Below are 25,390 nucleotides of genomic sequence, written 5' to 3'. Positions count from 1 at the left end.
TATGAGGAGAAACTGATGGCTATTTGGGGCGCAGATGTAGAGCAGCTCAGGACTCTTGGCACGAAGCTGCAGGCCGGTGCTTCGGAGATCGAGCAGCAGCGGAGCAACCTCACCCGCCTGCTGGACAGCACCGTCTGGGAAGGCCCGGATGCGAAGACCTTCCGCAGCGAATGGTCCGGCACGCACACCAGTGCTTTGAACCAGGTCATCCAGGCGCTCAAGGATGCCGGCCAGAAGGCCACCAGGAACGCCAATGAGCAGGACCAGGCTTCACGCTAAGCCCGCTCTTGTTTGACCAAGGGCCCGGACACGCCGTCCGGGCCCTTCGTGTGTCGAGGCGTAAGGCAACTGTCGGAGCCGTAAGGCAAGATAGGTCTGTGAGCACAGCAACGGGCCCCGCAGAGGCTACAGCCGCCAGCAACGAGAACGTCACCGAACCGGAAGCCGTCCCTTCCGAACCGGTCCGCGAAGAGTATGAGAACCTGGTTGACCTGGTCAGGAAGTACCGCTTCGCGTATTACCAGGAGGACGAACCCCTGGTGTCAGACGCCGAATTCGACGACCTGTTCCGCCGGCTGGAGGAGATCGAGGCGCTGCATCCCGAGCTCATCGCCAACGACTCCCCAACGCAGGAAGTAGGCGGCGAAGTCTCGGCCGCGTTCGCCGCCGTCGAACATCTGCAACGGATGTACAGCCTCGAGGATGTCTTTTCCCTCGAAGAACTGGAAGCCTGGATCATCAAGGCCGAGGCCGGCATCACCAAACTCGGGGACACAGCACGGCCCGCTTGGCTGACAGAACTCAAGATCGACGGCCTGGCCGTCAACCTGCTGTATCGGGACGGCAAACTGGTCCGCGCCGCAACCCGGGGTGACGGAACCACCGGCGAGGACATCACCCACAACGTGCTGACCATCAAGGAAATCCCGCAGGAACTGACCGGCAGCGGTTTCCCGCCCGAGATGGAAGTGCGCGGCGAGGTATTCATCCCGTCACAGGCATTTGCGGAATTCAATGAGGCGCTGATAGAAGCCGGCAAAGCACCGCTGGCCAACCCCCGGAACGCAGCCGCAGGATCCCTCCGCCAGAAGGATCCTGCGGAAACCGCCAAACGGCCGCTGCGGATGTTCGTCCACGGAATCGGGGCGCGCGAAGGTCTCGAGACCCTCAGCCAGTCCCAGACATATGGCCTGCTGGAAAAGTGGGGGCTGCCCGTCAGCCCGTACTTTGAGGTTCTCGGGAGCCTGCAGGAAGTGCTTGAGTTCATCAAACGCTACGGCGACAAACGGCACAGCCTCATGCACGAAATCGACGGCATTGTGGTCAAGGTTGACGATCTCGCTACGCAGCGCGCCCTGGGGTACACCACCCGGGTGCCGCGTTGGGCCGTGGCCTACAAGTACCCCCCGGAGGAAGTCCACACAAAGCTGCTGGACATCGCGGTCAACGTGGGACGGACCGGGCGCGTGACACCCTTTGGTGTGATGGAGCCAGTGAAAGTCGCGGGATCCACGGTAGGCATGGCCACCCTGCACAACCAGGACGTCGTGAAGGCCAAGGGCGTGAAGATCGGCGACATTGTTGTGCTGCGCAAGGCCGGCGACGTCATTCCGGAGATAGTTGGCCCGGTGCTGGCCCTGCGCGACCAGCAGGTCCCGCCGGTCCGTGACTTCGTCATGCCCACCGAATGCCCCTCGTGCGGAACCCCCCTTGCCCCCGGCAAGGAAGGGGACGTGGATATCCGCTGCCCCAACGCCAGGTCCTGCCCCGCACAGCTCCGCGAACGGGTCTTCCACCTCGCTGGCCGCGGCGGGTTCGATATTGAGGCCCTCGGCTGGGAAGCCGCCATCGCGCTCACGCAACCTGCCGAGCCGGAAGTTGCGCCCCTCGTTTCTGAGGCGGCCCTGTTCGACCTCACGCCTGAGGACCTGGCGGACGTCCGGATCCGGCGCGAAAAACGCTCCAAGGGCGTGGCAACCGGCGAGTTTGAACTGGTGCCGTACTTCTTCAGCAAAGCCACGGCCAAGTCCCCGTCGAAGCCCACCGCCACTACGCAGAAGCTGTTCAAGGAGCTCGAAAAGGCCAAGAGCCAGCCGCTGTGGCGTGTGCTGGTGGCGTTGTCCATCCGGCACGTTGGCCCCCGTGCCTCCCGCGCGCTGGCCACGGCCTTTGGCAGCATGGATGGCATCCGGCATGCCTCCGAGGAGGACCTGGCCCACGTGGACGGCGTGGGGCCCACCATCGCTGCGGCGCTGAAGGAATGGTTTGCCGAGGACTGGCACCTGGAGATCCTTGACCGCTGGGCCGCGGCCGGCGTCCGGATGGAGGACGAACGCGACGAGTCAACACCCCGGACCCTGGAAGGGTTGACCATTGTTGTCACCGGCTCCCTGCCCAACTTCAGCCGGGACGAGGCGAAGGAAGCGATCCTCACCCGGGGCGGCAAAGCGGCGGGTTCGGTCTCCAAGAACACCAGCTACGTGGTGGCGGGCGAGAACGCCGGCACCAAACTCGACAAAGCGGAGCAGCTCGGCATACCCGTGCTGGATGAGGACGGCTTCCGGGAACTCCTGGAGAGCGGGCCTGCCGCGGCGCCTGACAACGCCGTTGACTCCGAACAGACAGACGCAACCCACACCCCTTCCAAATCCGTAGAGGTAGCAGAATGAATAACCCGGACTTCACCTTGGAGCTGCTTGCGGTGGCCAAGCAGGCGGCCGCCGCGGGCGCCGACGTGCTCGCATCGCGGAACGGCGAGGCTCTGGATGTCAGCAACAAGGGCGACGCCGGAGACTGGGTCACTGCCTTTGACGTCGCTGCCGAAAACGCGGTCCGGCAGGCCATCACCGCTGTTCGGCCGCAGGACACCATCACGGGGGAGGAACACGGGACCACGCGGCCCGCTGCGCCCAGTGGCTACCGCTGGTCCATCGACCCGCTGGACGGAACCACCAACTTCATCCGGAACATCGTCTACTACGCCACCTCCGTGGCAGTTGCGGATTCCGACGGCGCATGGCTGGCCGGCGTCGTGAACGCGCCGGCGCTGGGCCGCATCTACTACGCCGCACGCGGCCACGGCGCGTGGCTTGAAGAGGGCGGCCGGGTGACCTCCCTCCAAGGGCCGGTGGCCGGCCGGGCTGGCCAGATCCTGGCCACCGGCTTCAGCTACGATCCGGCAGTCCGCACCGAACAGGCTGCGCTGCTGGGCGACCTGATGGAAGGGTTCGCCGATGTCAGGCGGCTCGGTTCCGCGGCCCTGGACCTTTGCCTGGTAGCGGACGGAACCCACGACGCCTACGGCGAACGGGGACTCAACGAACATGATTACTCAGCCGGGGCCCTGATCGCGGAGGAAGCGGGCTGCTGGGTGAGGCGTCCGCGCCTGGACAGCCCCCTCGACGGCGGGCCCAGCGACGCGGACAGGCTTGCGGCCTGGACCTGCGCCGGAACATTGGAGCTGGCCGGAAAGTTTCCGCTTTGACCCATTTGCGGCACTAACATTGTCAAGTGCAATCGCAAATAACCATCCGTCCCGCCCTTGAGGCAGACTTTTCCGCCGTCGCCCGGATAACCGTGGATTCGTACCTGGCAGCGGGCCACTTCGACAACGCGGACCACCCGTACATGCAGCAGATCCAGGACGTAGCCGCGCGGGCAGCGAAGGCCACCATCTGGGTTGCCGAGCGTGACCGGCAGGTGGTGGGTTCCGTGACGCTGGCGCTGGCCGGAGAACCGTACGCCGACATCGCACTCGAGGACGAGTTGGAGTTCCGGATGCTCGTGGTGGACCCTGCAGTGCAGCGCAGCGGGGCAGGGCAGGCGATGGTGGAAGCCATCATCGAGCATGCCAGGACCCTCGACGGAATCAACGGGGTCGCTCTCACCACCGGCAGGACCTGGGAAAGCGCACACGGACTGTACAGGAAGACGGGCTTCCGGCGCGTCCCGGAGCGTGACTGGCTGATCCCCGGGACCGACATAAAGCTGCTGGTTTATCGGCTCGACCTCTAGCCGCCCTACAGTGGTGCCGACTCATTTTCAGCACTGAAAGGCCCACTATGCGCAAAACATTCGGCACTGGCTCCGTCTGGGAACAGACCCTCGGCTACTCCCGGGCCGTCCAGGTGGACAACACCCTCTACATCTCGGCCACTGCCGCGAGCGGCGACGACGGGATCGTGGGCGAGGACTTCTACACCCAGACGCGGTTCATCCTGCAGAAGCTGGCAACGGTCCTCACCGACGCCGGGTTCAGATTCGAGGACGTGGTGCAGTCCAAGCTCTACCTGACAGACATCAGCAAGTGGGAAGAGGCCGGCCGCGCCCACGGCGAAGTATTCGGCGAGATCCGTCCCACGCTGTCCCTGGTGCATGTCCTGCCGTTCCTGGACCCGAAGATGCTGGTGGAGATCGAGCTCGTCGCCCAGAAGAGCGCCGGCTAAGACGCAGAAAGTGAGCCGCGCTACCGGGAGCACCGGAAGCCGGCAGTAGTGCTGCCGAGTACTGCCACTGGGTTTATCCACATAGGAGTACTGCATCCGCTATGGTGTCAGGCCATTCTGTGATGCTAGGGGTATGGACAAAACGGCTGCTGCGGAAACGGAGGAGGACCTTGCTTTCCGGAGTTCGGAAAGCATCGAACCATCGGGCTCCGAGCCAGCCTGCGATGTCGACCTGCTACGTCAGGAGCACGACGCGTGTTTGGACTCTTTGGTGGAGATCACCCGTGAGGAAGCGCGGTTGGCGGCGCGGAAGGTACGGACGGTTGCCCGGGTTGCCAAGGCTGCCCGGGCGATGGCGGCCCCGGGGCTGTCCCTGCAGGAGCAGGCTGCCCACGAGATGGCTTTGGTGGCTGAGGTGGCGTGTGTTCTGGCCATCAGGGAAACGGCCGCCGCTGACCTCCTGGTCGAGGCCTGGGAGTTGACGTCGGGCTTGCCTTTGACGTTGTCGGCGTTGGAGGCGGGGTCGATTTCGTGGCAGCACGCCCGGATCATGGTGGATGAGACCAGCGGCCTGGGGCCGGTGGGGGCGCGGGCATTGGAGGCGCACTTTCTTGACCCTGACGTTGCTGATGCTGCCCGGGGCTGCCCGGCGGGTGAGATGGTCCCCGGCCGGTTCCGGGCCAAGGCCCGGATGTGGCGGGAACGGCATCACCCGGTGAGCATCGAAAAACGCCATGCCAAGTGCGTCGCCGACCGGCGGGTGTTGTTTTCTCCTGACCGGGATGGCATGGCGTGGTTCTCGGCGTATTTGCCGGCGGACGCCGCGTCCGGGATCTGGGAGCGGACCACTACCGCCGCTAGGGCCATGCAGGGCCCCGGCGAGCACCGGACGCTCACCCAGCTCCGTGCGGATATCGCCGCGACCTTACTCCTTGGCGGCGTTCCTGAGAGTGCGAACAGTTCCAGTGAGGCAAGTGCTTCCGAGGCAGCGCCGCCCGGTGGTACCGGGACCCTGACCGCCGACGAATCGGCCGGTCCTGGTGGCACCGGCCCCGGCGCGGGCGTGCCGTCGCCGCGGGCGCAGGTGCTGATCACTGTCCCGGTCATGGCTTTGCTGGGTGTGACGGAGGAGCCGGCGATGCTGGACGGGTACGGGCCGATCCCGCCGTCGATGGCCCGGAGACTGATCGCTGCCGGCGCGGACTCCTTCGACCGTGTCCTGATCGACCCGCGTGATGGTGCCCCGTTGGAAATCGGGCGGACCAGCTACCTGGTCACCAAAGCCCAACGACGCTGGCTCAGGCTCCGGGACGGCAAATGCCCCTTCCCGGGCTGCAACAACCAGTCTCCGGACAACGAAGCCGACCATATCCTCGCCTGGGCCAACGGCGGAACCAGCGGGATCTCGAACCTCGGCCAGCCCTGCCGCCGCCACCACCGCCTCCGGCATACCACCGGCTGGACCCCCACCAAACCCAGCAAGGACGAACCACCGGGCTGGATCTCACCCGCCGGACGGCACTACCAAAGCGAACACCCCGACTGGGAACCACCTACCTGGCCTGACAGCGAATTCATGTGGAATGAAGGAATAGCTGAGGGGTCGCGCGTGCCCGAAGAACTCGGCGATTGAGGGTCTCAGGGGATGGCTACTGGGCGGCAGGCAGGCCGTAGCGGTGTTCCGGCCGGCCGGTGGTCCCGTACCGGAGCTGGATGTCTACGGCGCCGTCGTCAGCCAGTGAAGACAGGTACCGCTGTGCCGTGGCCCGGGAAACCCCGACCCGGGTGGCCACCTCTGCGGCCGAGTACTGCTCGCCGGCAATCAGGGACTCCAAAACCGCCGCCTCAGTGGCGGACCGGGGTTTGGCCGATGGCGCCACGTCCCCCGGAATCAGCGCCCGTTTGGCCCGCTCCACTGAGCCCTGGTCCAGGACTCCCGGTTGACCCAGCAGCCTGCGGTACCGGGCGTAGGACCGGAGCTGTTGCGAGAGAGACTCGGACGTAAACGGCTTCAACAGGTACCCGAGGGCGCCGCGGCGGAACGCTTTGCGAAGGGACTCGGCGTCCGACGCGGCACTGAGTATGAAGGTGTCCACGTCCAGTTGCTGCAACAGGTCCAGGCCCGACGCGTCGGGCAGGTACACGTCCAACAACACCAGGTCGGGGCGGAGGCTATGAATCGTCTGCAGCGCCAGAGACGCCGTACCAACGGGCGCAAGGGCCATGAACCCCGCTACCGAGTCCACGTAGGCGGCATGCAGCTTGGCCACGTGGAAGTCGTCGTCCACGATTAGCACCCTGAAGTCTTCAGGCATGGTCATCCTTTTCTGAAGTGTTCATCTGGCCCGCAGCCCCGGAAAGAGTTCCATCATCGACCCCAACGCCGGTCTCGTCAGTGATGCCCGGATGAGTTGCGGCCGTAGTGCCTGGAAGGGAGGCCATAAAGACTGCTCCGGGTCCGCCTGGCGTGCCAGTTTCCAGGATGCGGATGTCCCCGCCACGGCGCCTGGCCAGCTTCCGGGCCAACGCCAGGCCCAGGCCCTGACCGCCACCCTTCCCGCCGCCTCGGTCCAGGCCACCGCCGTCCAGGCCGGCGCCGTCCAAGCCGGCGCCAGCCAAACCACCACCGTTCAATCCACCACCGTTCAATCCACCACCGTTCAATCCACCACCGTTCAATCCACCACCGTTCAATCCACCACCGTTCAATTCACCAGATCCGGCAGCCGTGGTGAAACCCTCCGCAAAGACGGCCTCCGTATCCGTCCCGGGGGCCAGCCCGTCGCCGGAGTCGGCGACGACGATGAGGAGGGTCCCGCCGTCGTCGTGCGGTTCATCCAGCACCTCCACCTCCACCCACCGGTCCGTGGCGGAGCCCGCAACAGCTGCCTTAAGCGCATTGTCGATCAGGTTGCCCAGCACGGTGGTCACGTCCTGTGGGTCCGTGACCTGTCCGCGGACCAGGGTTTCCGGCCCGATCCGCAGCGTCACCCCGCGTTCGTCCGCTTCCACCCCTTTGGCCCCGACAAAAGCCTGAAGGTAAGGGTCCTGGAGCAGCTCGGCCTGGTCCACCGGGAACTTCAACGGCCCGGTGGCGGCAAGTCCGGCCAGGTACTCGCGGGCCTGCTGGTGCTGCCCGATGCTCATCAGGCCGGCGATCGTGTGCAGCTGGTTGGCGAACTCATGGCGTTGTGCGCGCAGGGCCGTGGACATGGTGCCCACGGCATCGAGCTGGCTGGTGAGCTGCTGCAGTTCTGTGCGGTCCCGGAGCATCACCACCCAGCCCAGGTCCTCCCGGCGGTGGAGTGCCTTGCGCGCACTCGCCACCAGAACTCGTCCACCGGCCACGAGCTCAATGGCATCCGCCTCCTCAGCATCCGGCCTGGTCAGGACCTTCAGGTGGCCCGGCACGGGCGCTTCGGCCCACGAAGTTCCGGACAAGTCCGGAAGATCCAGAAGGCGCTGTGCGGCCGCGTTGAAGACGCTGATCCTGCCGTCGGCAGAAACGCCGATGACGCCGTCGTCCACCCCCTGCAGGACGGCCACCTGGTCGTGGACTAGGGTGCTGATCTCTTCAGGTTCCAGGCCCAAGGTGAGCCGCCGCAGCCGGTGCCGCAGCAGGAAGGAAGCCAGCACGCCGGCCAGCAATGCCCCTGCGGCCGTGAGGGCGACCGGTCCGATGTCCCGTTCCAGGCTCTGGCCGACGGTTTCCATGGAGTAGCCCACGCTGACCTCGCCCACTACGGTGCCGGTCCCGGGCGAGTAGACGGGTACCTTGGCGCCTGCCGAGGGACCCAGGGTGCCGGTATTACGGGTGGTGATTTCCTGGCCGGCAAGTGCTTCGGTGGGGTCCGTGCTGACCTTCTCACCCAACCGGGCCGGGTCGGGATGGGCCAGGCGCAGGCCGTTTTCGTCGGTGATCACTACAAACAGGGCGCCCGTCCGGATCCGCGTCGCCTCGGCGGCGGCCATCAGGGGCCCGGCGCGGAGCTCGGCTGGCGGGGGAGTGCCTTCACCCGTGCTGATGGCCAGCACGTTGGCCTGCACTGAGGGGTCGGCCGCCACCGCACGGGCCAGGGTCAGTGCTTGGTTTTCTGCTTCGCGGCCCACCCTGTCGTACGTCAGCCAGGCGTGGACGGCGGTGCTCAGCAGCACCACAAGCAGGACCACGCCGAGCTGCAGGAACAGGGTCTGGGTGGAGAACCGAACCGGGGGCGTGCGCCAGGAACGCGGCATGGTCCTCCTCTCGTGCGGTTGTGTATGCGGTAACTCGCGCGGCAATACGTCTCATCAGCCAAAGCATTAGTCCAGCGGGCGTGTGCGCAGAATGCGCAAAATGCTTCGAATAAGCAGTATGCCAATCAATTGAGCCAAAGGCACGGCCGTGACGGCCGCCACCCTACAGTCTGTAGCACGCGTCACACCGCTGTGCCGCTGTTCACAATAAAGGAGCCGGCCGTGCTGGTATTACTTGGATTCGCAATGATCGCGGTATTCATGGTGCTGATCATGACGAAGAAGTTGACGCCAGTGCTGGCGCTAATCATCGTCCCCACCGTTTTTGGCCTTTTCGCAGGCGCCGGACTGGGCATTGGCGACATGGTGATGGACTCAATGAAGTCCATGACCTCAACTGCCGCCCTGCTGATGTTCGCCATCATCTACTTCGGCCTGATGATCGACGTCGGGCTCTTTGATCCGTTGGTCCGGTTCATCCTGCGCAAGCTCGGCAACGACCCGGCAAAGGTTGTCCTGGGAACCGCGCTGCTGGCCGCTGCAGTTTCCCTGGACGGCGACGGCTCCACCACGTTCATCCTCACCACGGCCGCCATGCTGCCGATCTACCTTCGGCTGAAGATGAGCCCCGTGGTCCTCACCGTCGTGGCCGGCCTGGCCAACGGCACCATGAACATCGTCCCCTGGGGCGGCCCCACTGCCCGCGCCGCCAGCGCCCTGAAGATTGACGTCAACGAGGTCTTCGTGCCCATGATCCCGTCACTCATCGCAGGGCTCGCCGTCGTCCTGGTATTCGCCTGGGTCCTCGGCCTGCAGGAGCGCAACCGCCTCCGCGCCACGGCGCCGGAAATCTGGGGAGTGCCGTCCTCGGCAGAACCCTTTACTGCAGAAGAGCTCGACGGCGGCACGCCTGCAGGCGGCAGCGGCAGCTTCCGGAATGGTTCCGTTCGCAATGGTTCCGGCAACGGAGGCTCCGGCCGCGGTTCCGCACCTGTTCCCGCAACGGGAGGCCCCGGCGTCGGAGGCTCAGTGCCATCCACGGGCGTGGCACTGCTGGAACGCACCGAAGGCCTCATGGTAGACAGCGACACCGGCATGACGGGCACTGCCCTGGACCCCAACCGCAAGACCCTTCGGCCCAAGCTGTTCTGGTTCAACCTGGCCCTGACGGTGGCTGTCATGGTGGTCCTCGTTGCCAACATCGTTCCCCTGCCGTACGTCTTCATGGTCGGTTCGGCCATCGCCCTGCTGGTGAACTTCCCCCACGTCAAGGACCAGGCAACGCAGATTGTTGCCCACGCACCCTCGATCGTTGCCGTGGTCAGCATGGTCATGGCCGCCGCAGTCCTGACCGGCGTCCTCAAGGGCACCGGCATGGTTGAAGCCATGTCCGCGTGGCTGGTGCAGATCATCCCGTCCAGCATGGGCCCGCTCATGGCGGTCATCACCGGCATCCTCAGCATCCCCATGACGTTCTTCATGAGCAACGATGCGTTCTACTTCGGCGTACTGCCGGTCCTCAGCGAGACAGCTGCGCACTACGGCATCAGCGGCGCCGAGATGGCCCGCGCCTCGATCACCGGGCAGCCGTTCCACATGCAGAGCCCGCTGGTTCCGGCCATCCTGCTCCTGGTTTCGCTGGCCAAGGTTGACCTGGGTGACCACCACAAGAAGGTCCTCTGGCGCGCCGCCGCGGTTTCCCTCGTGATGTTGGCAGTCGCAATGCTGACCGGAGCCATCGGTATCGGTTAGTCTTATGCTGCCTGTGGCCGGTCTCCGTGACCGGGACCACGGCACCGAGGTGCCCGTCTGACGCCCGCTGGGGGTCGTCAGACGGGCACTGACGTTTCCCCACTAGACTGGTTCGGAAAACAATCCGAACTTGCAGGGGAGATCCATGGCTGCGATCAACCGTGACGACGTTGCGCACCTCGCGCAGCTCGCTCACATCGAGATGAGTGCTGAAGAGCTGGACAGGATGGCCGGCGAACTTGCCGTCATCGTGGATTCAGTGAAGTCCGTGAGTGAAGCCGCCGGTGACGACGTCCCGGCAACCTCCCACCCCATCCCGCTGACGAACGTTTTCCGCGAGGACGTCGTGGGCCATACGCTCACGGCCGAGCAGGCACTTTCGGGGGCCCCGGATTCCGATCAGAACCGTTTCAAGGTCCCGGCAATCCTGGATGAGGCATAACCATGACTGACACCAACGAACTCATCCGCCTCTCCGCCGCCCAGCTGGCCGAGAAGCTCCGCGCCGGCGAGGTCACCTCGGTCGAGGTCACGCAGGCGTTCCTGGACCGGATCGCAGCGGTCGACGGCGGCGAACGCGGCGTGAACGCGTTCCTCCACGTCAACACGGAAGAGGCGCTCGCCGTCGCCGCCGAGGTGGACGCCATCCGTGCCGCCGGCGGCGCCGCGGCCGAGGAACTTCACGAACTCGCCGGCGTGCCGATCGCGGTCAAGGACCTCATCGTCACCATCGGCCAGCCCACCACGGCCGGCTCCAAGATCCTCGAGGGCTGGCACAGCCCCTACGACGCCACCGTGATCAAACGGCTCCGCGCCGCCAAGATGCCCATCCTGGGAAAGACCAACCTGGACGAGTTCGCCATGGGGTCCTCCACGGAGCACTCCGCGTACGGCCCCACCCGCAACCCCTGGGACCTGGACCGGATCCCGGGCGGTTCCGGCGGCGGGTCGGCAGCCGCCGTCGCCGCGTTCGAAGCACCGCTTGCCCTCGGCACGGATACCGGCGGTTCCATCCGCCAGCCCGGCGCCGTCACCGGCACCGTGGGTGTCAAGCCCACGTACGGCAGCGTCTCCCGCTACGGCGCCATTGCCATGGCCTCCTCCCTGGACCAGATCGGCCCGGTCTCCCGCACCGTGCTGGACTCGGCACTCCTGCACCAGGTCATCGGCGGGCACGATCCGTTCGATTCCACCTCCCTCCCGGATCCCCTGGAGGACCTTGTGGCGGCTGCCCGCCTGGGCAATGTCGAGGGACTGCGGATCGGCATTATCAAGGAACTCCACGGCGAGGGCTACCAGGCCGGCGTCGAGAACCGCTTCAACGATTCCCTTGAACTGCTGAAGGAAGCAGGCGCGGAAATCGTCGAGGTCTCCTGCCCCAACTTCAAGTACGCCCTGGGGGCCTACTACCTGATCATGCCGTCCGAGGCTTCCTCCAACCTGGCAAAGTTCGACGGCGTCCGGTACGGCCTGCGCGTCCTCCCCAAGGACGGGCCCATGACCATCGAACGCGTGATGGGAGCCACCCGTGCGGCCGGCTTCGGTGACGAGGTCAAGCGCCGCATCATCCTGGGCACGTACGCCCTGAGCGCCGGCTACTACGACGCCTACTACGGCTCGGCCCAGAAGGTCCGCACGTTGGTCCAGCGGGACTTCGACGCCGCGTTCGCGCAGGCCGATGTCCTGATCTCGCCCACGGCGCCCACCACGGCGTTCAAGCTCGGCGAGAAGCTCAACGATCCTCTGGCGATGTACCTCAACGACGTCGCCACCATCCCGGCCAACCTCGCCGGCGTACCGGGCCTGACCCTGCCCGGCGGCCTGGCCGACGAGGACGGCCTGCCCGTCGGCATCCAGCTCCTGGCACCTGCGCGCCAGGACGCCCGCCTCTACCGGGTGGGGGCAGTTCTGGAATCGCTGCTGGAGGCAAAGTGGGGCGGTCCGTTGCTGGCCCAGGCCCCCGAGCTGGCTGGTTCACCGGTTGTCGAAGCCCAGGAGGCAAAATAATGAGCACCGACACTATCCTGAGCTTCGAAGAGGCCATGGAGAAGTACGATCCCGTCCTGGGCTTCGAGGTCCACGTGGAACTTAACACCAAGACCAAGATGTTCTCCTCCGCTCCGAACGTCTTCGGCGATGAGCCGAACACCAACGTGAACGAGGTGGACCTGGGCATGCCCGGCGTCCTGCCGGTGGTGAACAGGACCGCCATCGAGTCCTCCATCAAGATCGGCCTTGCCCTGAACTGCAAGATCGCCGAGTCCTGCACCTTCGCCCGGAAGCAGTACTTCTACCCGGACACCCCCAAGAACTTCCAGACGTCCCAGTACGAAGACCCCATCGCGTACGACGGCTACCTGGACATCGAGCTCTCCGACGGCACCATCTTCCGCGTGGAGATCGAGCGCGCCCACATGGAAGAGGACGCCGGCAAGCTGACCCACATGGGTGGGTCGGCCGGCCGTATCCAGGGTGCCGACTTCTCGCTGGTGGACTACAACCGCTCGGGCGTGCCGCTGGTGGAAATCGTCACCAAGCCGATCGAGGGCGCCGGAAGCCGGGCCCCCGAACTGGCCAAGGCGTACGTCGCGGCCGTCCGCGAGATCGTCAAGAACCTTGGCGTGTCCGACGCGAAGATGGAACGCGGCAACGTCCGCTGCGACGCCAACGTCTCGCTCCGCCCGCACGGCCGCGAACGCTTCGGCACCCGTTCCGAGACGAAGAACGTCAACTCGCTGCGCGCCGTCGAACACGCGGTCCGCTACGAGATCCAGCGGCACGCCGCCGTCCTCGACTCCGGCGAGCCGGTCATCCAGGAGACGCGCCACTGGCACGAGGACACCCGCACGACGACGTCGGGCCGGGCCAAGTCCGACGCTGACGACTACCGCTACTTCCCGGAGCCGGACCTGGTTCCGATCGTCGCATCGCGTGAGTGGGTGGAGGAGCTCCGGGCCACCCTGCCCGAGCCTCCCGCTGCGCGCCGCAAGCGCCTGCAGGCCGACTGGGGCTACTCGGACCTGGAATTCCGCGACGTGGTCAACGCCGGCGTCATGGACGAGATCGAGGAAACCATCGCCGCCGGCGCTTCGGCGACCGTTGCCCGCAAATGGTGGATGGGCGAGATCGTCGGCCGGGCCAAGAACGCCGACGTCGATCCGGGCCAGCTGGGCGTGCAGCCGGCCACCATCGTCGAGCTGAACCGGTTGGTCGAGGACGGCAAGATCAACAACAAGATGGCCACCGAGGTTTTGGACGGCGTGCTCGCCGGCGAAGGCACCCCGGCGGAAATCGTCGAAAAGCGCGGCCTGGCCGTTGTTTCCGACGACGGCCCCCTGCTCGAAGCCATCGACGCCGCCCTGGCCGCGCAGCCCGACGTGGCCGAGAAGATCCGCGGCGGCAAGCTGCAGGCCATTGGTGCGATTGTCGGCGGCGTTATGAAGGCCACCCGTGGCCAGGCCGACGCCGCCCGCGTCCGCGAGCTGATCCTGGAAAAGCTCGGAGTGGAAGGCTAAGCGAACCCTCCTGCTAAGCCACCCGTTCTAACCCAACTGGGTCGCAGTAGATGTCGTTATGAGCGCTGATAACGACATCTACTGCGACCCAGTTGTGGTTTACGGGGTTACTCGCTTCACCGGCGTTACCCACTACTCGTGTGCAGGGGGCGTGGCCGCCTTACACTGAACGTTCAGGGCAGCGCTGCCCTGCCGGTGTTGTGGGAGGTAAGTCATGTCAGTTCGGGAGTCGTTGAGGCTGCGCAAGGCAATTCTGGCCGGCATGGTGGCTTTGGCCCTGACCGGTGCCGGTACGGCGATCGCCTGGTCCGCCACAGACTCGCCTTCGCCCACGCCGTCCCCGTCCGCCTCAGGGAAATCCGGCGAGTCCACCCCCGGGCAATCAGGCAAGGCAGACAAAGGCAAGGCCGACAAATTTCAGCGCCCGCAGCATCTGCACAGCGAAAGCGTAGTGAAGAAGGCTGACGGCACCTTTGAAACGCAACTGAGCCAACTGGGCACCGTGGACTCCGTCAGCACCACCGCAGTGACTGTGAAAAGCGAAGACGGCTTCATTCAGAGCTACGCCGTCAACGGCGAAACAAAAATCACTAAGTTTCCCGCGCCTGCTGCAGATGGCTCACCGGCAAAGGGCGACGACGGCAAACGGATTAAGTCCACAGCAGGGACCATCGCGGACATCGCCGCGGGTGACACCGTGCGGATCTCAGGCGTGAGGAACGGTGACCAGGCGAGGGCAGAGCGGATCGTGAAAGGTGCGCCAAGCGGTCCAGGCCAGGGGCTTGGTCTGGGTAAAGGCCATGGCAAGGGGCACGGCAAAGGGCATAAAGTAAACAGCGGCAATATCTGACTGCCCAAGGTCAGGCCGGGTTCAGCCCTGCTCCACGAGCCCGGTCATGATCGCCTGCAGCGCCTCGCACACAATCATCACCGACCGACGTTTGAGGTTCTCCGGCCGCGCCAGGATGTCGATTCGCCGCCGGGTGCTGATGCCTTCGAGCGGCCGCAGCACAATGCCCGGGTTCAGCACCGGCCGCGCGGTATGCCGCGGCAGCAGGCCCACCACGCCGCCCGCCGCCACCAACGCCGCGACGGTGGAGTAGTCATTGATCCGGTGGACGATGTTCAGTTCCCTGCTGGAGACGGCCGCGACGGCGGACAGCACGTCCGCGGGGGAGTACCCGGTGTGGCTGGTCACCCAAGGTTCGCCCACGACGTCGGCCGCTGTCACTGTGTCCTGTCCGGCGAGGCGGTGGCTTGCCGGAAGGGCGACATCCAGCGGCTCGTGGGCCAGCGGGATCACCGCCACCCGTTCCTCCGGCCACCGCGGGCTGTGGTCCATCCGGTGCGCCAGCACCAGGTCGTAGCGGGCAGTCAGTCCGGGGAAATCCTGTTGTGCCACGTCCTCGTCCGAGAGTTGGACTATAGGCTTGCCGGGCGCATCCAGTAACCCCGCCAGCGGAGCAAACAAGGCCTGGCCGGCGCTGTGGAAGCCGCTGAGCGTTACCGGCGCCACCGGCGAGCCGTGATACGCGCCGATGGCCGTGCGGGCATCGGCCATGGCACTGACGACGGCGGCCCCGGCGTCGGCGAGCACCTGGCCGGCCTCGGTGAGCACCAGGTTCCGTCCCTCCTTCCGCGTCAGCGGCACCTCCACACTGCGCTGCAGCAGGGACAGCTGCTGCGACACCGCGGAGGGTGTCACCATGAGGGTCTCAGCCACCGCCTTCACACTGCCAAGGGCGCCGAGCTCACGAAGAATCTCCAGCTGATGAATTTCCATTCCGCCAGTCTAAGCTTTAGCAAAGTCTTCATCGTTGATTGAGAAAATACTGCTTGTGCTAATGCTTTCAAATGGCTCTAATGAAGGAAGGATTTCCGCCGCGCAGCAAGCGGGGCGACCGCCAACAATATCGCTAACAGTCAGGAAGCCAATGAAGGCCCTCTACAAGTCCGGCGCCCATGCAGGGTTCGAGCTGGTTGACCGCCCGGAGCCCGAGGCCGGCCCCAACGACGTCAAGATCCGCGTGATGACCACCGGTATCTGCGGAACGGACCTGCACATCCAGTCGTGGGACGCCTGGGCCCAGGGGATGATCGAGGCACCGCTGATCGCCGGCCACGAATTCTACGGCGAAGTGGTGGCAACGGGCGAGGACGTCCGGGACGTCAAGGTGGGGGACCGGGTATCCGGTGAAGGCCACGTGGTCTGCGGCATCTGCCGCAACTGCCGTGCCGGCCGCCGGCAGATGTGTATCCACACGGTCAGCGTGGGCGTACAGCGGGATGGCGCCTTCGCCGAGTACGTGGTCATCCCCGAGACCAACGTCTGGGTCCACCACGATCCCTCCGTCACTCCGGAGCTTGGCGCGATCTTTGATCCGTTCGGGAACGCGGTGCACACTGCCCTCAGTTTTCCTTTGGTCGGCGAGGACGTGCTCATCACGGGTGCAGGCCCGATCGGTCTCATGGCCATCGCTGTAGCCCGCCACGCAGGAGCGCGCAAGATCGCCATCACCGATGTCTCCCAGCCCAGGCTTGAGCTGGCCCGCCACCTGGGCGTCGACCTGGCCATCGACGTCTCGAAAACCCGGGTCCTGGACGCGCAGCGCGAACTCGGCATGCGGGAAGGCTTCGACATCGGCATGGAAATGTCCGGTCACCCTACGGCGCTGCCTGAGATGATCGACAACATGAACCACGGCGGCCGCATAGCGATGCTTGGCCTGCCCAGCCAGGACATCACCATCGACTGGGGCAAGGTGGTCACGCACATGCTGACCCTCAAAGGCATTTATGGGCGGGAGATGTATGAGACCTGGTATGCCATGAGCGCCATGCTGTCCTCTAATCCAGTCCTGCACGCCGGCATCTCGGCGGTGGTCACGGACAGGCTTCCCGCCCGCGACTGGGAAAAAGGCTTTGAGATTGCCCGCGCCGGCGTGGGCGGAAAAGTTGTCCTCGACTGGACCGAACTCTAAGGAGCACCATGTACACCGCCATCAAAGACCAGCTCCAGGCCGAACTGGACGATATCCGCACCGCCGGGCTCTTCAAGACCGAGCGCAGCATCAACTCACCGCAGTCCAGCCACGTGACGGCCGGGCAGATCGGCCAGCCCGGCACGGCCGTCCTGAACTTCTGCGCCAACAACTACCTGGGCCTGGCCGACCACCCGGACATCATTGCCGCCGCCAAGGAAGCCATGAACAGCCGCGGCTTCGGCATGGCCAGCGTGCGCTTCATCTGCGGCACCCAGGACCTGCACCTGGAACTCGAAGCCCGCGTCTCCAAGTTCCTGGGGACCGAGGACACCATCCTGTTCTCCAGCTGCTTTGATGCCAACGGCGGCGTGTTCGAATCCCTCTTCGGACCGGAAGACGCCATCATCTCCGATGCCCTCAACCACGCCTCCATCATCGACGGCATCCGGCTCTGCAAGGCCCAGCGGTTCCGCTACGCCAACCAGGACATGGCGGACCTCGAGGCCAAGCTTGTTGAGGCCAAAGATGCCCGGCGCAAGATCATCGTCACCGACGGCGTGTTCTCCATGGACGGCTACCTCGCGCCGCTCCAAGCCATCTGCGACCTCGCCGAGAAGCACGACGCCCTGGTGATGGTGGACGATTCACACGCCGTCGGCTTCATGGGCGCCACCGGAGCCGGAACCCCGGAGCACGCCGGGGTGTCGCACCGCGTGGACATCTACACCGGCACGTTCGGAAAAGCCCTGGGCGGCGCTTCCGGCGGCTACGTGTCCGGCCGCAGCGAAGTGGTGGCCATGCTGCGCCAGAAGGCCCGCCCCTACCTGTTCTCCAACTCCCTCGCCCCCGCCATCGTTGCCGCCACCATCAAGGCACTGGACCTGGTGGAAAACTCGGGCGAACTGCGGACCACACTGTTCGAGAATGCGGCGCTGTTCCGGCGCCGGATGACCGAAGAAGGCTTCGACCTCCTGGCTGGCGAACACGCCATTGTCCCGGTGATGTTCGGCGATGCCGTGATGGCCGCGAAGGTGGCCGACCAGATGCTCCAGCACGGCGTTTTCGTCACTGCGTTCAGCTTCCCGGTGGTTCCGCGCGGTGCCGCCCGCATCCGCGTGCAGCTTTCGGCATCGCATTCAGCGGACGACGTCGAAGCGTGCGTCCGCGCGTTCGTCGCCAGCCGTGCGGCGGTAGCGGGCTAAACCGCACCCTGCCGCGGGTGAACCAGTAATGGTTAGATGGAGCCATGGCAGCCCAATATGACGTCCTGATTGTCGGCGGCGGCATCGCAGGCCTCTCGCTGGCGTCCGCACTCGCCGGAAGATGCACTGTGGCCCTGGTGGAAGCCGAACAGGAGTTGGCGTATCACACGTCCTCCCGTTCGGCCCGCCAGCTGATCCCCAGCTATGGTCCCGCCGTCGTGCAGGAACTGACCCGCCGGACGCTCCAACTGATGGCGGCCCGGGACGCAGAACTGGCCCGCCCCGTCCTGTCGCCGCGCAGTTTTATGCTCATCGGCAGCGAGGAATCTGTTCTGGCTGAGGCCAGCGGCCAGATGAAATCCATTACGCATGCCGAGGCCTTGGAGCTCTGCCCTGTGCTGGTGCCGGAATCCTTCACGGCCGCCGGCCTGGATTCCGGATCGTTCGGCTGCGATGCCCCGTTGCTGCTGGCCGACCACCGGCAGCGGGCGGAGGCCGCCGGTGCCGCCATCATCACCGGCGCCCGCGTGCATGCCGCCCAGCGGCTCGGCTCGGGATGGCAAGTGGGCGCCGGGCAGGAAGCCTTCGAGGCCGCTGTGATGGTCAACGCAGCTGGCCCTTGGGCTGACGAGCTCGCTGTCATCAGCGGCGTGGAGAAGCTCGGGCTGCAGCCCTACCGGCGCACTGCGGCTATTGTCGACGTCGAACGCTCCCTTCCCGAAGGCAGTCCCATGGTGGCGGCAGCAGACAAGTCGTTTTACTTCCGGGGTGAGGGCGACGCCGTCCTGATCTCGCCGTCGGAAGCGGAGGCCAGCGGCCCCGAGGACGCACAGCCGCGGCCAGGTGATGTGGAGCGCCTGGTCGCCAAACTCAACCAAGTGACCACGCTCGGGATCAGCGGTGTGAGGAGTGCGTGGACGGGGCTCCGGACGGAAGCAGCCGACGGCGTTCCAGTGGCCGGGTTCGACGCTGAGGCCCCCGGGTTCTACTGGCTCGCGGGCCAGGGCGGGTACGGCTTCCAGACGTCCGCGGCGATGGCGGAGCTGGCGGCCGCCCAGATTCTGGCCGGGCAGGGCGCAGGACAGGGCATAGCGCCAAGTGCAGGTGCCGGGGCCGATCCGGAATCCCGGACAGCGGAGGCGCTGGCCGCCACGCGCTGGTCCATCCGGCGCTGAAGAATGGTCACATGAGTACCCTGATCACCAATATTGCCGAGCTGATGACCCAGGACCTGGAGCACCGTGTCCTGAAGAACGCCGCCATGGTGATCGAGGGGGAGCGGATCGCCTGGCTTGGCTCGGCGGCGGACGCTCCTGCAGCCGACGACGCCGTGGACGCTGGCGGCCGGGCCGTGCTTCCCGGCTGGGTGGATTCGCACACGCACCTGGTCTTCGCCGGCGACCGCACCGCTGAGTTTGAGGCACGCATGGCGGGGGAGTCCTACTCGGCCGGCGGTATTGCCGTGACGGTGGACGCCACCCGGCGGACCTCCGACTACGACCTCACCAAACTGGCCATGTCACGCGTTTCCGAGGCTGTTTCCCAGGGCACCACGTACCTGGAGACCAAGACCGGCTACGGACTGGATGTCGAGCACGAGGCGCGCAGCGCCAGGATCGCCTCCACGGTGGCCGATGAAGTGACCTTCTTGGGCGCGCACCTGGTGCCGGCGGGCATGGATGCCGATGCCTACACAGACCTCGTCTGCGGGCCCATGCTGGACGCCGTACGCCCGTATGTCCGCTGGGCGGATGTCTTCTGCGAGGAAGGGGCTTTCACCGCGGAACAGTCCCGCCGGGTGCTGGAGGCCTGCCGGGCCGCCGGGCTCGGTATCAGGGTCCACGGCAACCAGCTCGGCGTCGGCCCGGGCGTCCAGCTGGCGGCCGAGCTTGGGGCGGCGAGCGTGGATCACGTGAACTACCTGGCGCCCGCTGACGTTAGCGCGCTCGCGGACAGCTGGTCCGGCTGGAATCAGGCGACCGGCACGGGCTCGCGGGGGACCGTTGCCACCTGCCTGCCCGCGTGTGACCTGTCCACCCGGCAGGCGCTGGCCCCCGGACGCGAGCTGCTGGACGCCGGCGTGCAGGTGGCCCTTGCTTCCAATGCCAACCCCGGCACTTCCTACACCAGCTCCATGGCGTTCTGCGTGACCACCGCCGTGTTGCAGATGCGCCTCAGCGTCCACGAGGCGGTGCGCGCCGCGACGTACGGCGGCGCCCTCGCACTGCACCGGGAAGCAGGGAACGACGCCGACGGCGAACGTGCGGTGGGATCCCTCGCCGTCGGGCACCGGGCAGACCTGCAGATGCTGAACGCGCCGTCCGCGACGCATCTTGCCTACCGTCCGGGCATGCCGCTGACGTACGCTGTGTGGCGGGCCGGCGTCCGGGCACGCTAGCCGCGTACCCGGAGAGGTGCTACCGGGAAATGTGTGCCAAAGTGACGTTATGTGATCGATCGTCTCTGATATGATCATAAAACGTCACAATTGGGTGATCGTTTGACGCTGAAAGGCCCCATGACCCGCACCGACCGCTTGACGGCCATCCTGGATATCCTCGCAAAATCCGGCCAGGTGGAGGTGGAGGAGATCGTCACCCAGCTCGGCGTCTCACCGGCCACAGCGCGGCGGGACCTGGACAGCCTGGCCAACCGGCGGCTGCTGACCCGGACCAGGGGCGGTGCCACCATCGGCGCGCTGGCCTATGACCTGCCAGGGCGCTACAACCGTGACGACCATGCCGAGGCCAAGGAGCAGATTGCCCAGGCAGCCTCGGCCCTGATTTCCCCGGGAGCGGTGATCGGGCTGTGCGGCGGCACCACCAGCACCGCCCTGGCCCAGATCCTGGCGACCCGCGAGGACCTCAACGCTCCCGCGAACCAGCCCACCCTGACGGTGGTCACGAACGCCATCAACATCGCGTCGCAGCTGGCCGTCCGGCCCAACATCAAGGTCATGGTGACCGGCGGCATCCTGAACCCGCGCTCGTACGAGCTGGTGGGGCCTTACACGGACATCATTATGCAGAAGGTGGTCCTGGACATCGCCTTCATCGGGGTGAACGGCATCGACCCGGTGGTGGGGCCCACCAACACCGGCGAAGGCGAAGCTTCAGTCAACGCCCTCCTTGCCAGCCGGGCCCGGGTGTCCTACGTGCTGGCCGACTCCTCCAAAGTGGGGGTCCGGGCGTTCGCGACCATGGACGGGTACGAGTTCAGCCGGTTGATCACCGACGCCGGGATCTCCGCGGCGGACAAGGCGGCGTTTGAAGCCAACGGCACCGAGGTCATTGTGGCGCCGCGGGAGCAGCGGTAATACTTCAGGGCTGCGCCACTACATGAAGGCTGGCGCTAATACATCACGGGCGGCGCATCCAGGACGGTCTCGTCCACCCGGCGGTCCACCCACTGGGTGAACGGGATATCGAGCTCGTACTTGCCCAGTTCAGTGCGCACCAACGTGCGGACCTCGGCGTTGTTCGGGTTATTCAGGCTTTCGAAATACTCTACGGACCAATGGAACCAGCGCATGCAGAACAGCCGCATGGTGAGGCCGTGGGTCACCAGCAGGGCGTTCGGCGCATAGTCGGGTTTGGACCAGTGCCGGTGCAGCGTCTCCATGAAGGAGGAGATCCGGTCGTAGACGTCCGAGCCGGATTCGCCCTCCCGGAACCGGTAGAAGAAGTGGCCGTAGGCGTTGCGGAGTTCTTCCTGGTCCTCGATCTCGCCGGTGATTTGAAAATTGGCCCAGTCCTGTTCCCGGAGCCTCGGCTCTTCGATCACGCGTTCTATGAGGTTGCCCAGCTTGAGGGCCTCCAGGGTCTGATATGCGCGCAGGTAGGGCGACACGTAGACACAGACCTGCCGGCCGTCCAGTTCCCGGCGGATCCGTTCACCGGCCGCAGTGGCCTGAACCAAGCCCCGGGGGGTCAGCGGAATCCGGTAGTCCGGGATCCGGTTGTAGATGCTCGTATCCACGTTTGCCGCGGACTGGCCGTGCCGGATCATGATGATTTTCCCTGGCTCGCTCATAAAGCCCAAGCATAAGTGTCAGGCCGTCAGAGTGAATGCGGGGCACGGCGTGGGCAGCGGGTCCCGTAACCAGCAAAGAACCAGTTAGTGCAGGCAAGATGGAATCATGTTGGTTCCCTCCCGCCGTCGGCTGCGGTTTGAAGTCTGGATTGTGCTGGGGCTGTCCCTGGGGCAGTCAGCGGTTTATTCAGTGGTGCAATTACTGGACAAGATGTCGCGGGCGCCGCTTGCCGAAGGGACTGCCACGCTGAACCAGTCGCGGAGTTCCCGCGAATACTTTGATCTCACCTACCAGTTGCTGGACATCGTTTTCGCGTTGGTGCCAGTGTTACTGGTCATCTACTTCCTCACCGACCAGCGGCAGGCTGCCACCGGCGCAGGCACCCCCGGCAGCTCGGCGTTCCAGAAACTGGGCTTCAACTTCGCCCGGCCCGGCCGTGACCTGCTGCAGGGATTGGGACTGGCAGCGCTCATCGGGATTCCGTCGCTGGGACTCTACGCCGCAGGCCGTGCGCTGGGGATAACCACCGCCATCATTCCCAGCGCGCTCGACGCCCACTGGTGGACCATTCCCGTCCTGATCCTCTCCGCGCTAAGACATGCCGTGGTGGAGGAGGTCATCGTGGTGGGCTACCTCCTGGACCGCTTCGGCAAGTTCGGCTGGAGCGTTCCCCTGGCGATTGTCACCAGTGCCATGCTTCGGGGCAGTTATCACCTCTACCAGGGCTTCGGGCCGTTTTTCGGCAATGCGGTGATGGGGCTGGTGTTCGCCTGGCTCTACACCAGGACGAAGCGGGTGATGCCGCTGGTGGTGGCTCATGCGTTGCTGGACATCGTCGCGTTTGTGGGTTTCAGCCTCTTCGGCCGGGCAGTGGGCCTGGGCTGAAAAGTGATTCGGCCCCCATCAGCGGGTGGCGACATTGGCACCCGCTGATGGCGGCCGAAGATTTCGTCCGGGCGGCATTGCCCGGGAGACCGGAAACCGGTCGGGTAGGGATGATCAGATGGTAACTGCTCCGGTGGCAGTTTCGAAGGTCACGGACTGGATGCCCGGCGTCCCCTTCGGAGCGACCCACTCGACTGCCACATCCTCCAGTGGCTTTTCGACGGGTTCCCCCAGCCATTCGGTCACGCGTTCCGCCGAGCCAGCAATAGTCAGGCAACTCATCTTGACGTTGCTTTCGTAGGCGTTGGACGGGTGGAGCGCAGGGTCGCCTTCCCACTTGAGCATGTAGGGAACCTGCGGGTCCGCAATGAGGCCCAGGATGCCGATCTGCTTCCAGATCAGCTCCCGGCCGTCGGGGAACTTCCGGTTTCCGTTGACGGCGGCGCGGCCCAAGCGTTCTTCGAAGGGGGCGAGGTCGTCCACTTCGACGCACCAGCCCATCCAGCCGCCGCCGGCTTCGGACCGGGCGCGGACAGCCTGCCCAAAGGGCGCCTTGTCCGAGGCAGGGTGGTTCAAGACCTCCACAACTTCCAGGTACTTGTGGCCGGCGAGGGGAATGATCATGTTTCGGGTTCCGAAACGGGGATGCACTCCACCCTTCACGGCTTCGACGCCGAGGGCAGACGAAATACGTTCGGTGGTGGCAGCGAGGCCATCTTGTTCACAGGCGTAAGAGACGTGATCCATGCGCATGCCATCATCTTGGCACTTTGTGATCTCCCTCTCAGCTAAGGGTAGCCTTACTGGGATTTTTGTTTCGTTCCCGGAGTGGAAGCGTGCCAAACGGCGCCGAAAACGCTTGGCCGACCACCTTCGTCACAATCCTGTTGCCAGTCAAGCCGCTTTCCTAGACTGAACGCACATGTGCAGCGCCACACCTCGTCAAAGGAGACCTGAATGTCGAACGGATGGTCATTCGAAACCCGCCAGATCCATGCAGGACAGGAGCCGGACAGTGCCACCGGCGCCCGCGCACTGCCGATCTACCAGACGACGTCGTTCGTCTTCCCCAGCGCGGAAAGCGCCGCCAACCGGTTCGCCCTCGCGGAGCTCGCGCCGATCTATACCCGCATCGGCAACCCCACGCAGGACGCCGTGGAACAGCGGATCGCCAGCCTGGAGGGCGGCCTCGGGGCCCTGCTGCTGAGTTCGGGACAGGCAGCGGAGACCTTCGCCATCCTCAACATCGCCGAAGCCGGGGACCACGTGGTGGCCAGCCCGAGCCTCTACGGCGGCACCTACAACCTGCTGGCGCACACGCTGAAGAAGTTCGGCATCTCCGTCACGTTTGTGGCGGACCCGGACAACCTGGACCAATGGCGGGATGCCGTCCAGCCCAACACCAAGCTCTTCTTCGCCGAAGTGGTCTCCAACCCGCGCCAGGACGTGCTGGACATCGAAGGTGTGTCGAAGGCGGCGCACGAGGCAGGTGTGCCGCTGATCGTGGACAACACCCTGTCCACGCCTTACCTGATCCGTCCGCTGGAGTGGGGCGCGGATATAGTGGTCCACTCCGCCACGAAGTACCTGGGCGGCCACGGCTCTGCCATCGCCGGCGTGATCGTGGACTCGGGCAATTTCGACTTCGGCAAGGACCCCGAGCGGTTCCCCGGCTTCAACACCCCGGATCCCACGTACAACGGCCTGGTCTATGCCCGGGACCTCGGCGCGAGCGGAGCGCTGGGTGCCAACCTGTCCTACATCCTGAAGGCCCGAGTCCAGCTGCTTCGCGACCTTGGCTCAGCCGTGTCCCCGTTCAACGCCTTCCTGATTGCCCAGGGGCTGGAGACGCTGAGCCTGCGGGTGGAACGGCACGTGGCGAACGCCGTCGAAGTGGCGCGCTGGCTTGAAGCGCGGGACGACGTCGAATCGGTCGCCTACGCCGGCCTCCCGTCCAGCCCGTGGTACCAGCGGGGACTCAAATACGGGCCCAAGGGCACCGGCGCGGTAGTCGGATTCAACCTGGCCGGCGGCGCGGAAGCAGGCAAGCGCTTCGTGGACGCCCTGGAGCTCCATTCCCACGTGGCCAACATCGGGGACGTCCGGTCGCTGGTCATCCACCCGGCTTCCACCACGCACAGCCAGCTCTCGGCCGAGCAGCAGGCCATCGCCGGCGTGACGCCGGGGCTGGTCCGGCTTTCCGTGGGCATCGAGCACATCGACGACATCATCGCCGACCTCGAAGCCGGGTTCCGGGCAGCGAAAAGTGCGGAAGCTGCGGCAGGAACGGCGCAGGACACCGCGGGCAGCCGGCAGTAGCCCGCCCCGCGAGTCAATT

23 protein-coding genes are annotated in these 25,390 nt (G+C 65.6%); 18 read left to right on the top strand and 5 right to left on the bottom strand.

The genetic code is table 11. The annotated features are described in order from the left end of the window. The 6 genes from AB4Y73_RS12550 to AB4Y73_RS12525 form a co-directional block, all read left to right on the top strand. Nucleotides 1–279, top strand: a 279-nt coding sequence (locus tag AB4Y73_RS12550; protein WP_441872011.1) for a WXG100 family type VII secretion target, incomplete at its 5' end; no start/stop codon positions are given. Between the two features lie 98 nt (nucleotides 280–377). Beyond that, the gene (gene ligA / locus AB4Y73_RS12545) at nucleotides 378–2,669 is read left to right on the top strand and encodes an NAD-dependent DNA ligase LigA (RefSeq protein WP_441872009.1); all 2,292 of its coding nucleotides are present in this window, start codon (nucleotides 378–380) and stop codon (nucleotides 2,667–2,669) included. Beyond that, entirely contained in the window at nucleotides 2,666–3,484 is an 819-nt protein-coding gene (locus AB4Y73_RS12540) for an inositol monophosphatase family protein (protein ID WP_441872007.1), read from the top strand. Before ligA ends, AB4Y73_RS12540 begins: the two co-directional genes overlap by 4 nt. 26 nt (nucleotides 3,485–3,510) lie before the next feature. Continuing rightward, nucleotides 3,511–4,014 (top strand): GNAT family N-acetyltransferase, encoded by a 504-nt coding sequence (locus tag AB4Y73_RS12535; protein ID WP_441872005.1) that lies wholly within the window; start codon nucleotides 3,511–3,513, stop codon nucleotides 4,012–4,014. Nucleotides 4,015–4,061: 47 nt separating this feature from the next. Further along, complete coding sequence (locus AB4Y73_RS12530; RefSeq protein WP_441872002.1) at nucleotides 4,062–4,445, top strand: RidA family protein; 384 nt, start codon at nucleotides 4,062–4,064, stop codon at nucleotides 4,443–4,445. Nucleotides 4,446–4,578: 133 nt separating this feature from the next. After that, nucleotides 4,579–6,078 carry a DUF222 domain-containing protein gene (locus tag AB4Y73_RS12525; RefSeq protein WP_441872000.1) on the top strand — a complete coding sequence of 500 codons (1,500 nt, stop codon included), beginning with the start codon at nucleotides 4,579–4,581 and terminating at the stop codon, nucleotides 6,076–6,078. Between the two features lie 16 nt (nucleotides 6,079–6,094). On the opposite strand, the gene AB4Y73_RS12520 is transcribed toward AB4Y73_RS12525, so the two are convergent. Together AB4Y73_RS12520 and AB4Y73_RS12515 are read right to left on the bottom strand one after the other, a co-directional pair. After that, nucleotides 6,095–6,760 carry a response regulator gene (locus AB4Y73_RS12520; protein WP_441871999.1) on the bottom strand — a complete coding sequence of 222 codons (666 nt, stop codon included), beginning with the start codon at nucleotides 6,758–6,760 and terminating at the stop codon, nucleotides 6,095–6,097. Then, nucleotides 6,753–8,681: an ATP-binding protein gene (locus AB4Y73_RS12515; RefSeq protein WP_441871997.1), complete on the bottom strand. Its 1,929-nt coding sequence runs from the start codon at nucleotides 8,679–8,681 to the stop codon at nucleotides 6,753–6,755. The genes AB4Y73_RS12520 and AB4Y73_RS12515 overlap by 8 nt, the downstream gene beginning before the upstream one ends. Before the next feature lie 222 nt (nucleotides 8,682–8,903). On the opposite strand from AB4Y73_RS12515, the gene AB4Y73_RS12510 reads away from it, so the two are divergent. The 5 genes from AB4Y73_RS12510 (at nucleotide 8,904) to AB4Y73_RS12490 (ending at nucleotide 14,798) form a co-directional block, all read left to right on the top strand. After that, complete coding sequence (locus tag AB4Y73_RS12510) at nucleotides 8,904–10,433, top strand: CitMHS family transporter (RefSeq protein WP_441871995.1); 1,530 nt, start codon at nucleotides 8,904–8,906, stop codon at nucleotides 10,431–10,433. A 145-nt stretch (nucleotides 10,434–10,578) separates the two neighbouring features. Then, on the top strand, nucleotides 10,579–10,875 hold the full coding sequence (gene gatC / locus AB4Y73_RS12505; protein WP_275212563.1) for an Asp-tRNA(Asn)/Glu-tRNA(Gln) amidotransferase subunit GatC: 297 nt from the start codon (nucleotides 10,579–10,581) through the stop codon (nucleotides 10,873–10,875). Nucleotides 10,876–10,877: 2 nt separating this feature from the next. Continuing rightward, a complete protein-coding gene (gene gatA, locus AB4Y73_RS12500) occupies nucleotides 10,878–12,440 on the top strand; it encodes an Asp-tRNA(Asn)/Glu-tRNA(Gln) amidotransferase subunit GatA (protein WP_441871993.1) in 1,563 nt (520 codons plus the stop codon). Further along, a complete protein-coding gene (gene gatB / locus AB4Y73_RS12495) occupies nucleotides 12,440–13,948 on the top strand; it encodes an Asp-tRNA(Asn)/Glu-tRNA(Gln) amidotransferase subunit GatB (protein ID WP_441871991.1) in 1,509 nt (502 codons plus the stop codon). Before gatA ends, gatB begins: the two co-directional genes overlap by 1 nt. Before the next feature lie 214 nt (nucleotides 13,949–14,162). Next, on the top strand, nucleotides 14,163–14,798 hold the full coding sequence (locus AB4Y73_RS12490; protein WP_441871989.1) for a hypothetical protein: 636 nt from the start codon (nucleotides 14,163–14,165) through the stop codon (nucleotides 14,796–14,798). A gap of 21 nt (nucleotides 14,799–14,819) precedes the next feature. Here the strand turns inward: AB4Y73_RS12490 and AB4Y73_RS12485 are convergent, their stop codons facing one another. After that, on the bottom strand, nucleotides 14,820–15,731 hold the full coding sequence (locus AB4Y73_RS12485; RefSeq protein WP_441871987.1) for a LysR family transcriptional regulator: 912 nt from the start codon (nucleotides 15,729–15,731) through the stop codon (nucleotides 14,820–14,822). Nucleotides 15,732–15,882: 151 nt separating this feature from the next. On the opposite strand from AB4Y73_RS12485, the gene tdh reads away from it, so the two are divergent. From tdh to AB4Y73_RS12460, 5 genes are all read left to right on the top strand, one after another. After that, nucleotides 15,883–16,929 carry an L-threonine 3-dehydrogenase gene (gene tdh / locus AB4Y73_RS12480; protein WP_441871985.1) on the top strand — a complete coding sequence of 349 codons (1,047 nt, stop codon included), beginning with the start codon at nucleotides 15,883–15,885 and terminating at the stop codon, nucleotides 16,927–16,929. Nucleotides 16,930–16,937: 8 nt separating this feature from the next. Next, nucleotides 16,938–18,134: a glycine C-acetyltransferase gene (locus tag AB4Y73_RS12475; RefSeq protein WP_441871983.1), complete on the top strand. Its 1,197-nt coding sequence runs from the start codon at nucleotides 16,938–16,940 to the stop codon at nucleotides 18,132–18,134. A gap of 44 nt (nucleotides 18,135–18,178) precedes the next feature. Further along, nucleotides 18,179–19,309 carry an NAD(P)/FAD-dependent oxidoreductase gene (locus AB4Y73_RS12470; protein ID WP_441871981.1) on the top strand — a complete coding sequence of 377 codons (1,131 nt, stop codon included), beginning with the start codon at nucleotides 18,179–18,181 and terminating at the stop codon, nucleotides 19,307–19,309. Nucleotides 19,310–19,320: 11 nt separating this feature from the next. Beyond that, nucleotides 19,321–20,532, top strand: coding sequence for an imidazolonepropionase (gene hutI, locus AB4Y73_RS12465; RefSeq protein WP_441871979.1), 1,212 nt, complete (start codon nucleotides 19,321–19,323; stop codon nucleotides 20,530–20,532). A 120-nt stretch (nucleotides 20,533–20,652) separates the two neighbouring features. Further along, nucleotides 20,653–21,450, top strand: coding sequence for a DeoR/GlpR family DNA-binding transcription regulator (locus tag AB4Y73_RS12460; RefSeq protein ID WP_441871977.1), 798 nt, complete (start codon nucleotides 20,653–20,655; stop codon nucleotides 21,448–21,450). Between the two features lie 35 nt (nucleotides 21,451–21,485). Here AB4Y73_RS12460 and AB4Y73_RS12455 read toward each other — a convergent pair whose 3' ends face one another. Then, entirely contained in the window at nucleotides 21,486–22,166 is a 681-nt protein-coding gene (locus AB4Y73_RS12455; RefSeq protein WP_441871975.1) for a histidine phosphatase family protein, read from the bottom strand. Between the two features lie 106 nt (nucleotides 22,167–22,272). On the opposite strand from AB4Y73_RS12455, the gene AB4Y73_RS12450 reads away from it, so the two are divergent. Next, nucleotides 22,273–23,052, top strand: coding sequence for a CPBP family intramembrane glutamic endopeptidase (locus AB4Y73_RS12450; RefSeq protein WP_441871973.1), 780 nt, complete (start codon nucleotides 22,273–22,275; stop codon nucleotides 23,050–23,052). Nucleotides 23,053–23,166: 114 nt separating this feature from the next. Here AB4Y73_RS12450 and AB4Y73_RS12445 read toward each other — a convergent pair whose 3' ends face one another. Beyond that, a complete protein-coding gene (locus AB4Y73_RS12445) occupies nucleotides 23,167–23,805 on the bottom strand; it encodes a VOC family protein (protein ID WP_441871971.1) in 639 nt (212 codons plus the stop codon). 204 nt (nucleotides 23,806–24,009) lie between these two features. On the opposite strand from AB4Y73_RS12445, the gene AB4Y73_RS12440 reads away from it, so the two are divergent. Next, nucleotides 24,010–25,371: a bifunctional o-acetylhomoserine/o-acetylserine sulfhydrylase gene (locus AB4Y73_RS12440; RefSeq protein WP_441871969.1), complete on the top strand. Its 1,362-nt coding sequence runs from the start codon at nucleotides 24,010–24,012 to the stop codon at nucleotides 25,369–25,371. Nucleotides 25,372–25,390 lie beyond the last annotated feature (19 nt).

The sequence above is a fragment of the Pseudarthrobacter sp. TAF60_1 genome, from assembly GCF_052113505.1.
In the GTDB taxonomy this organism is placed as follows: domain Bacteria; phylum Actinomycetota; class Actinomycetes; order Actinomycetales; family Micrococcaceae; genus Arthrobacter.
The sequence above is the reverse complement of the archived record's forward strand: the minus strand, read 5'-3'. Positions and strand labels throughout refer to the sequence as shown.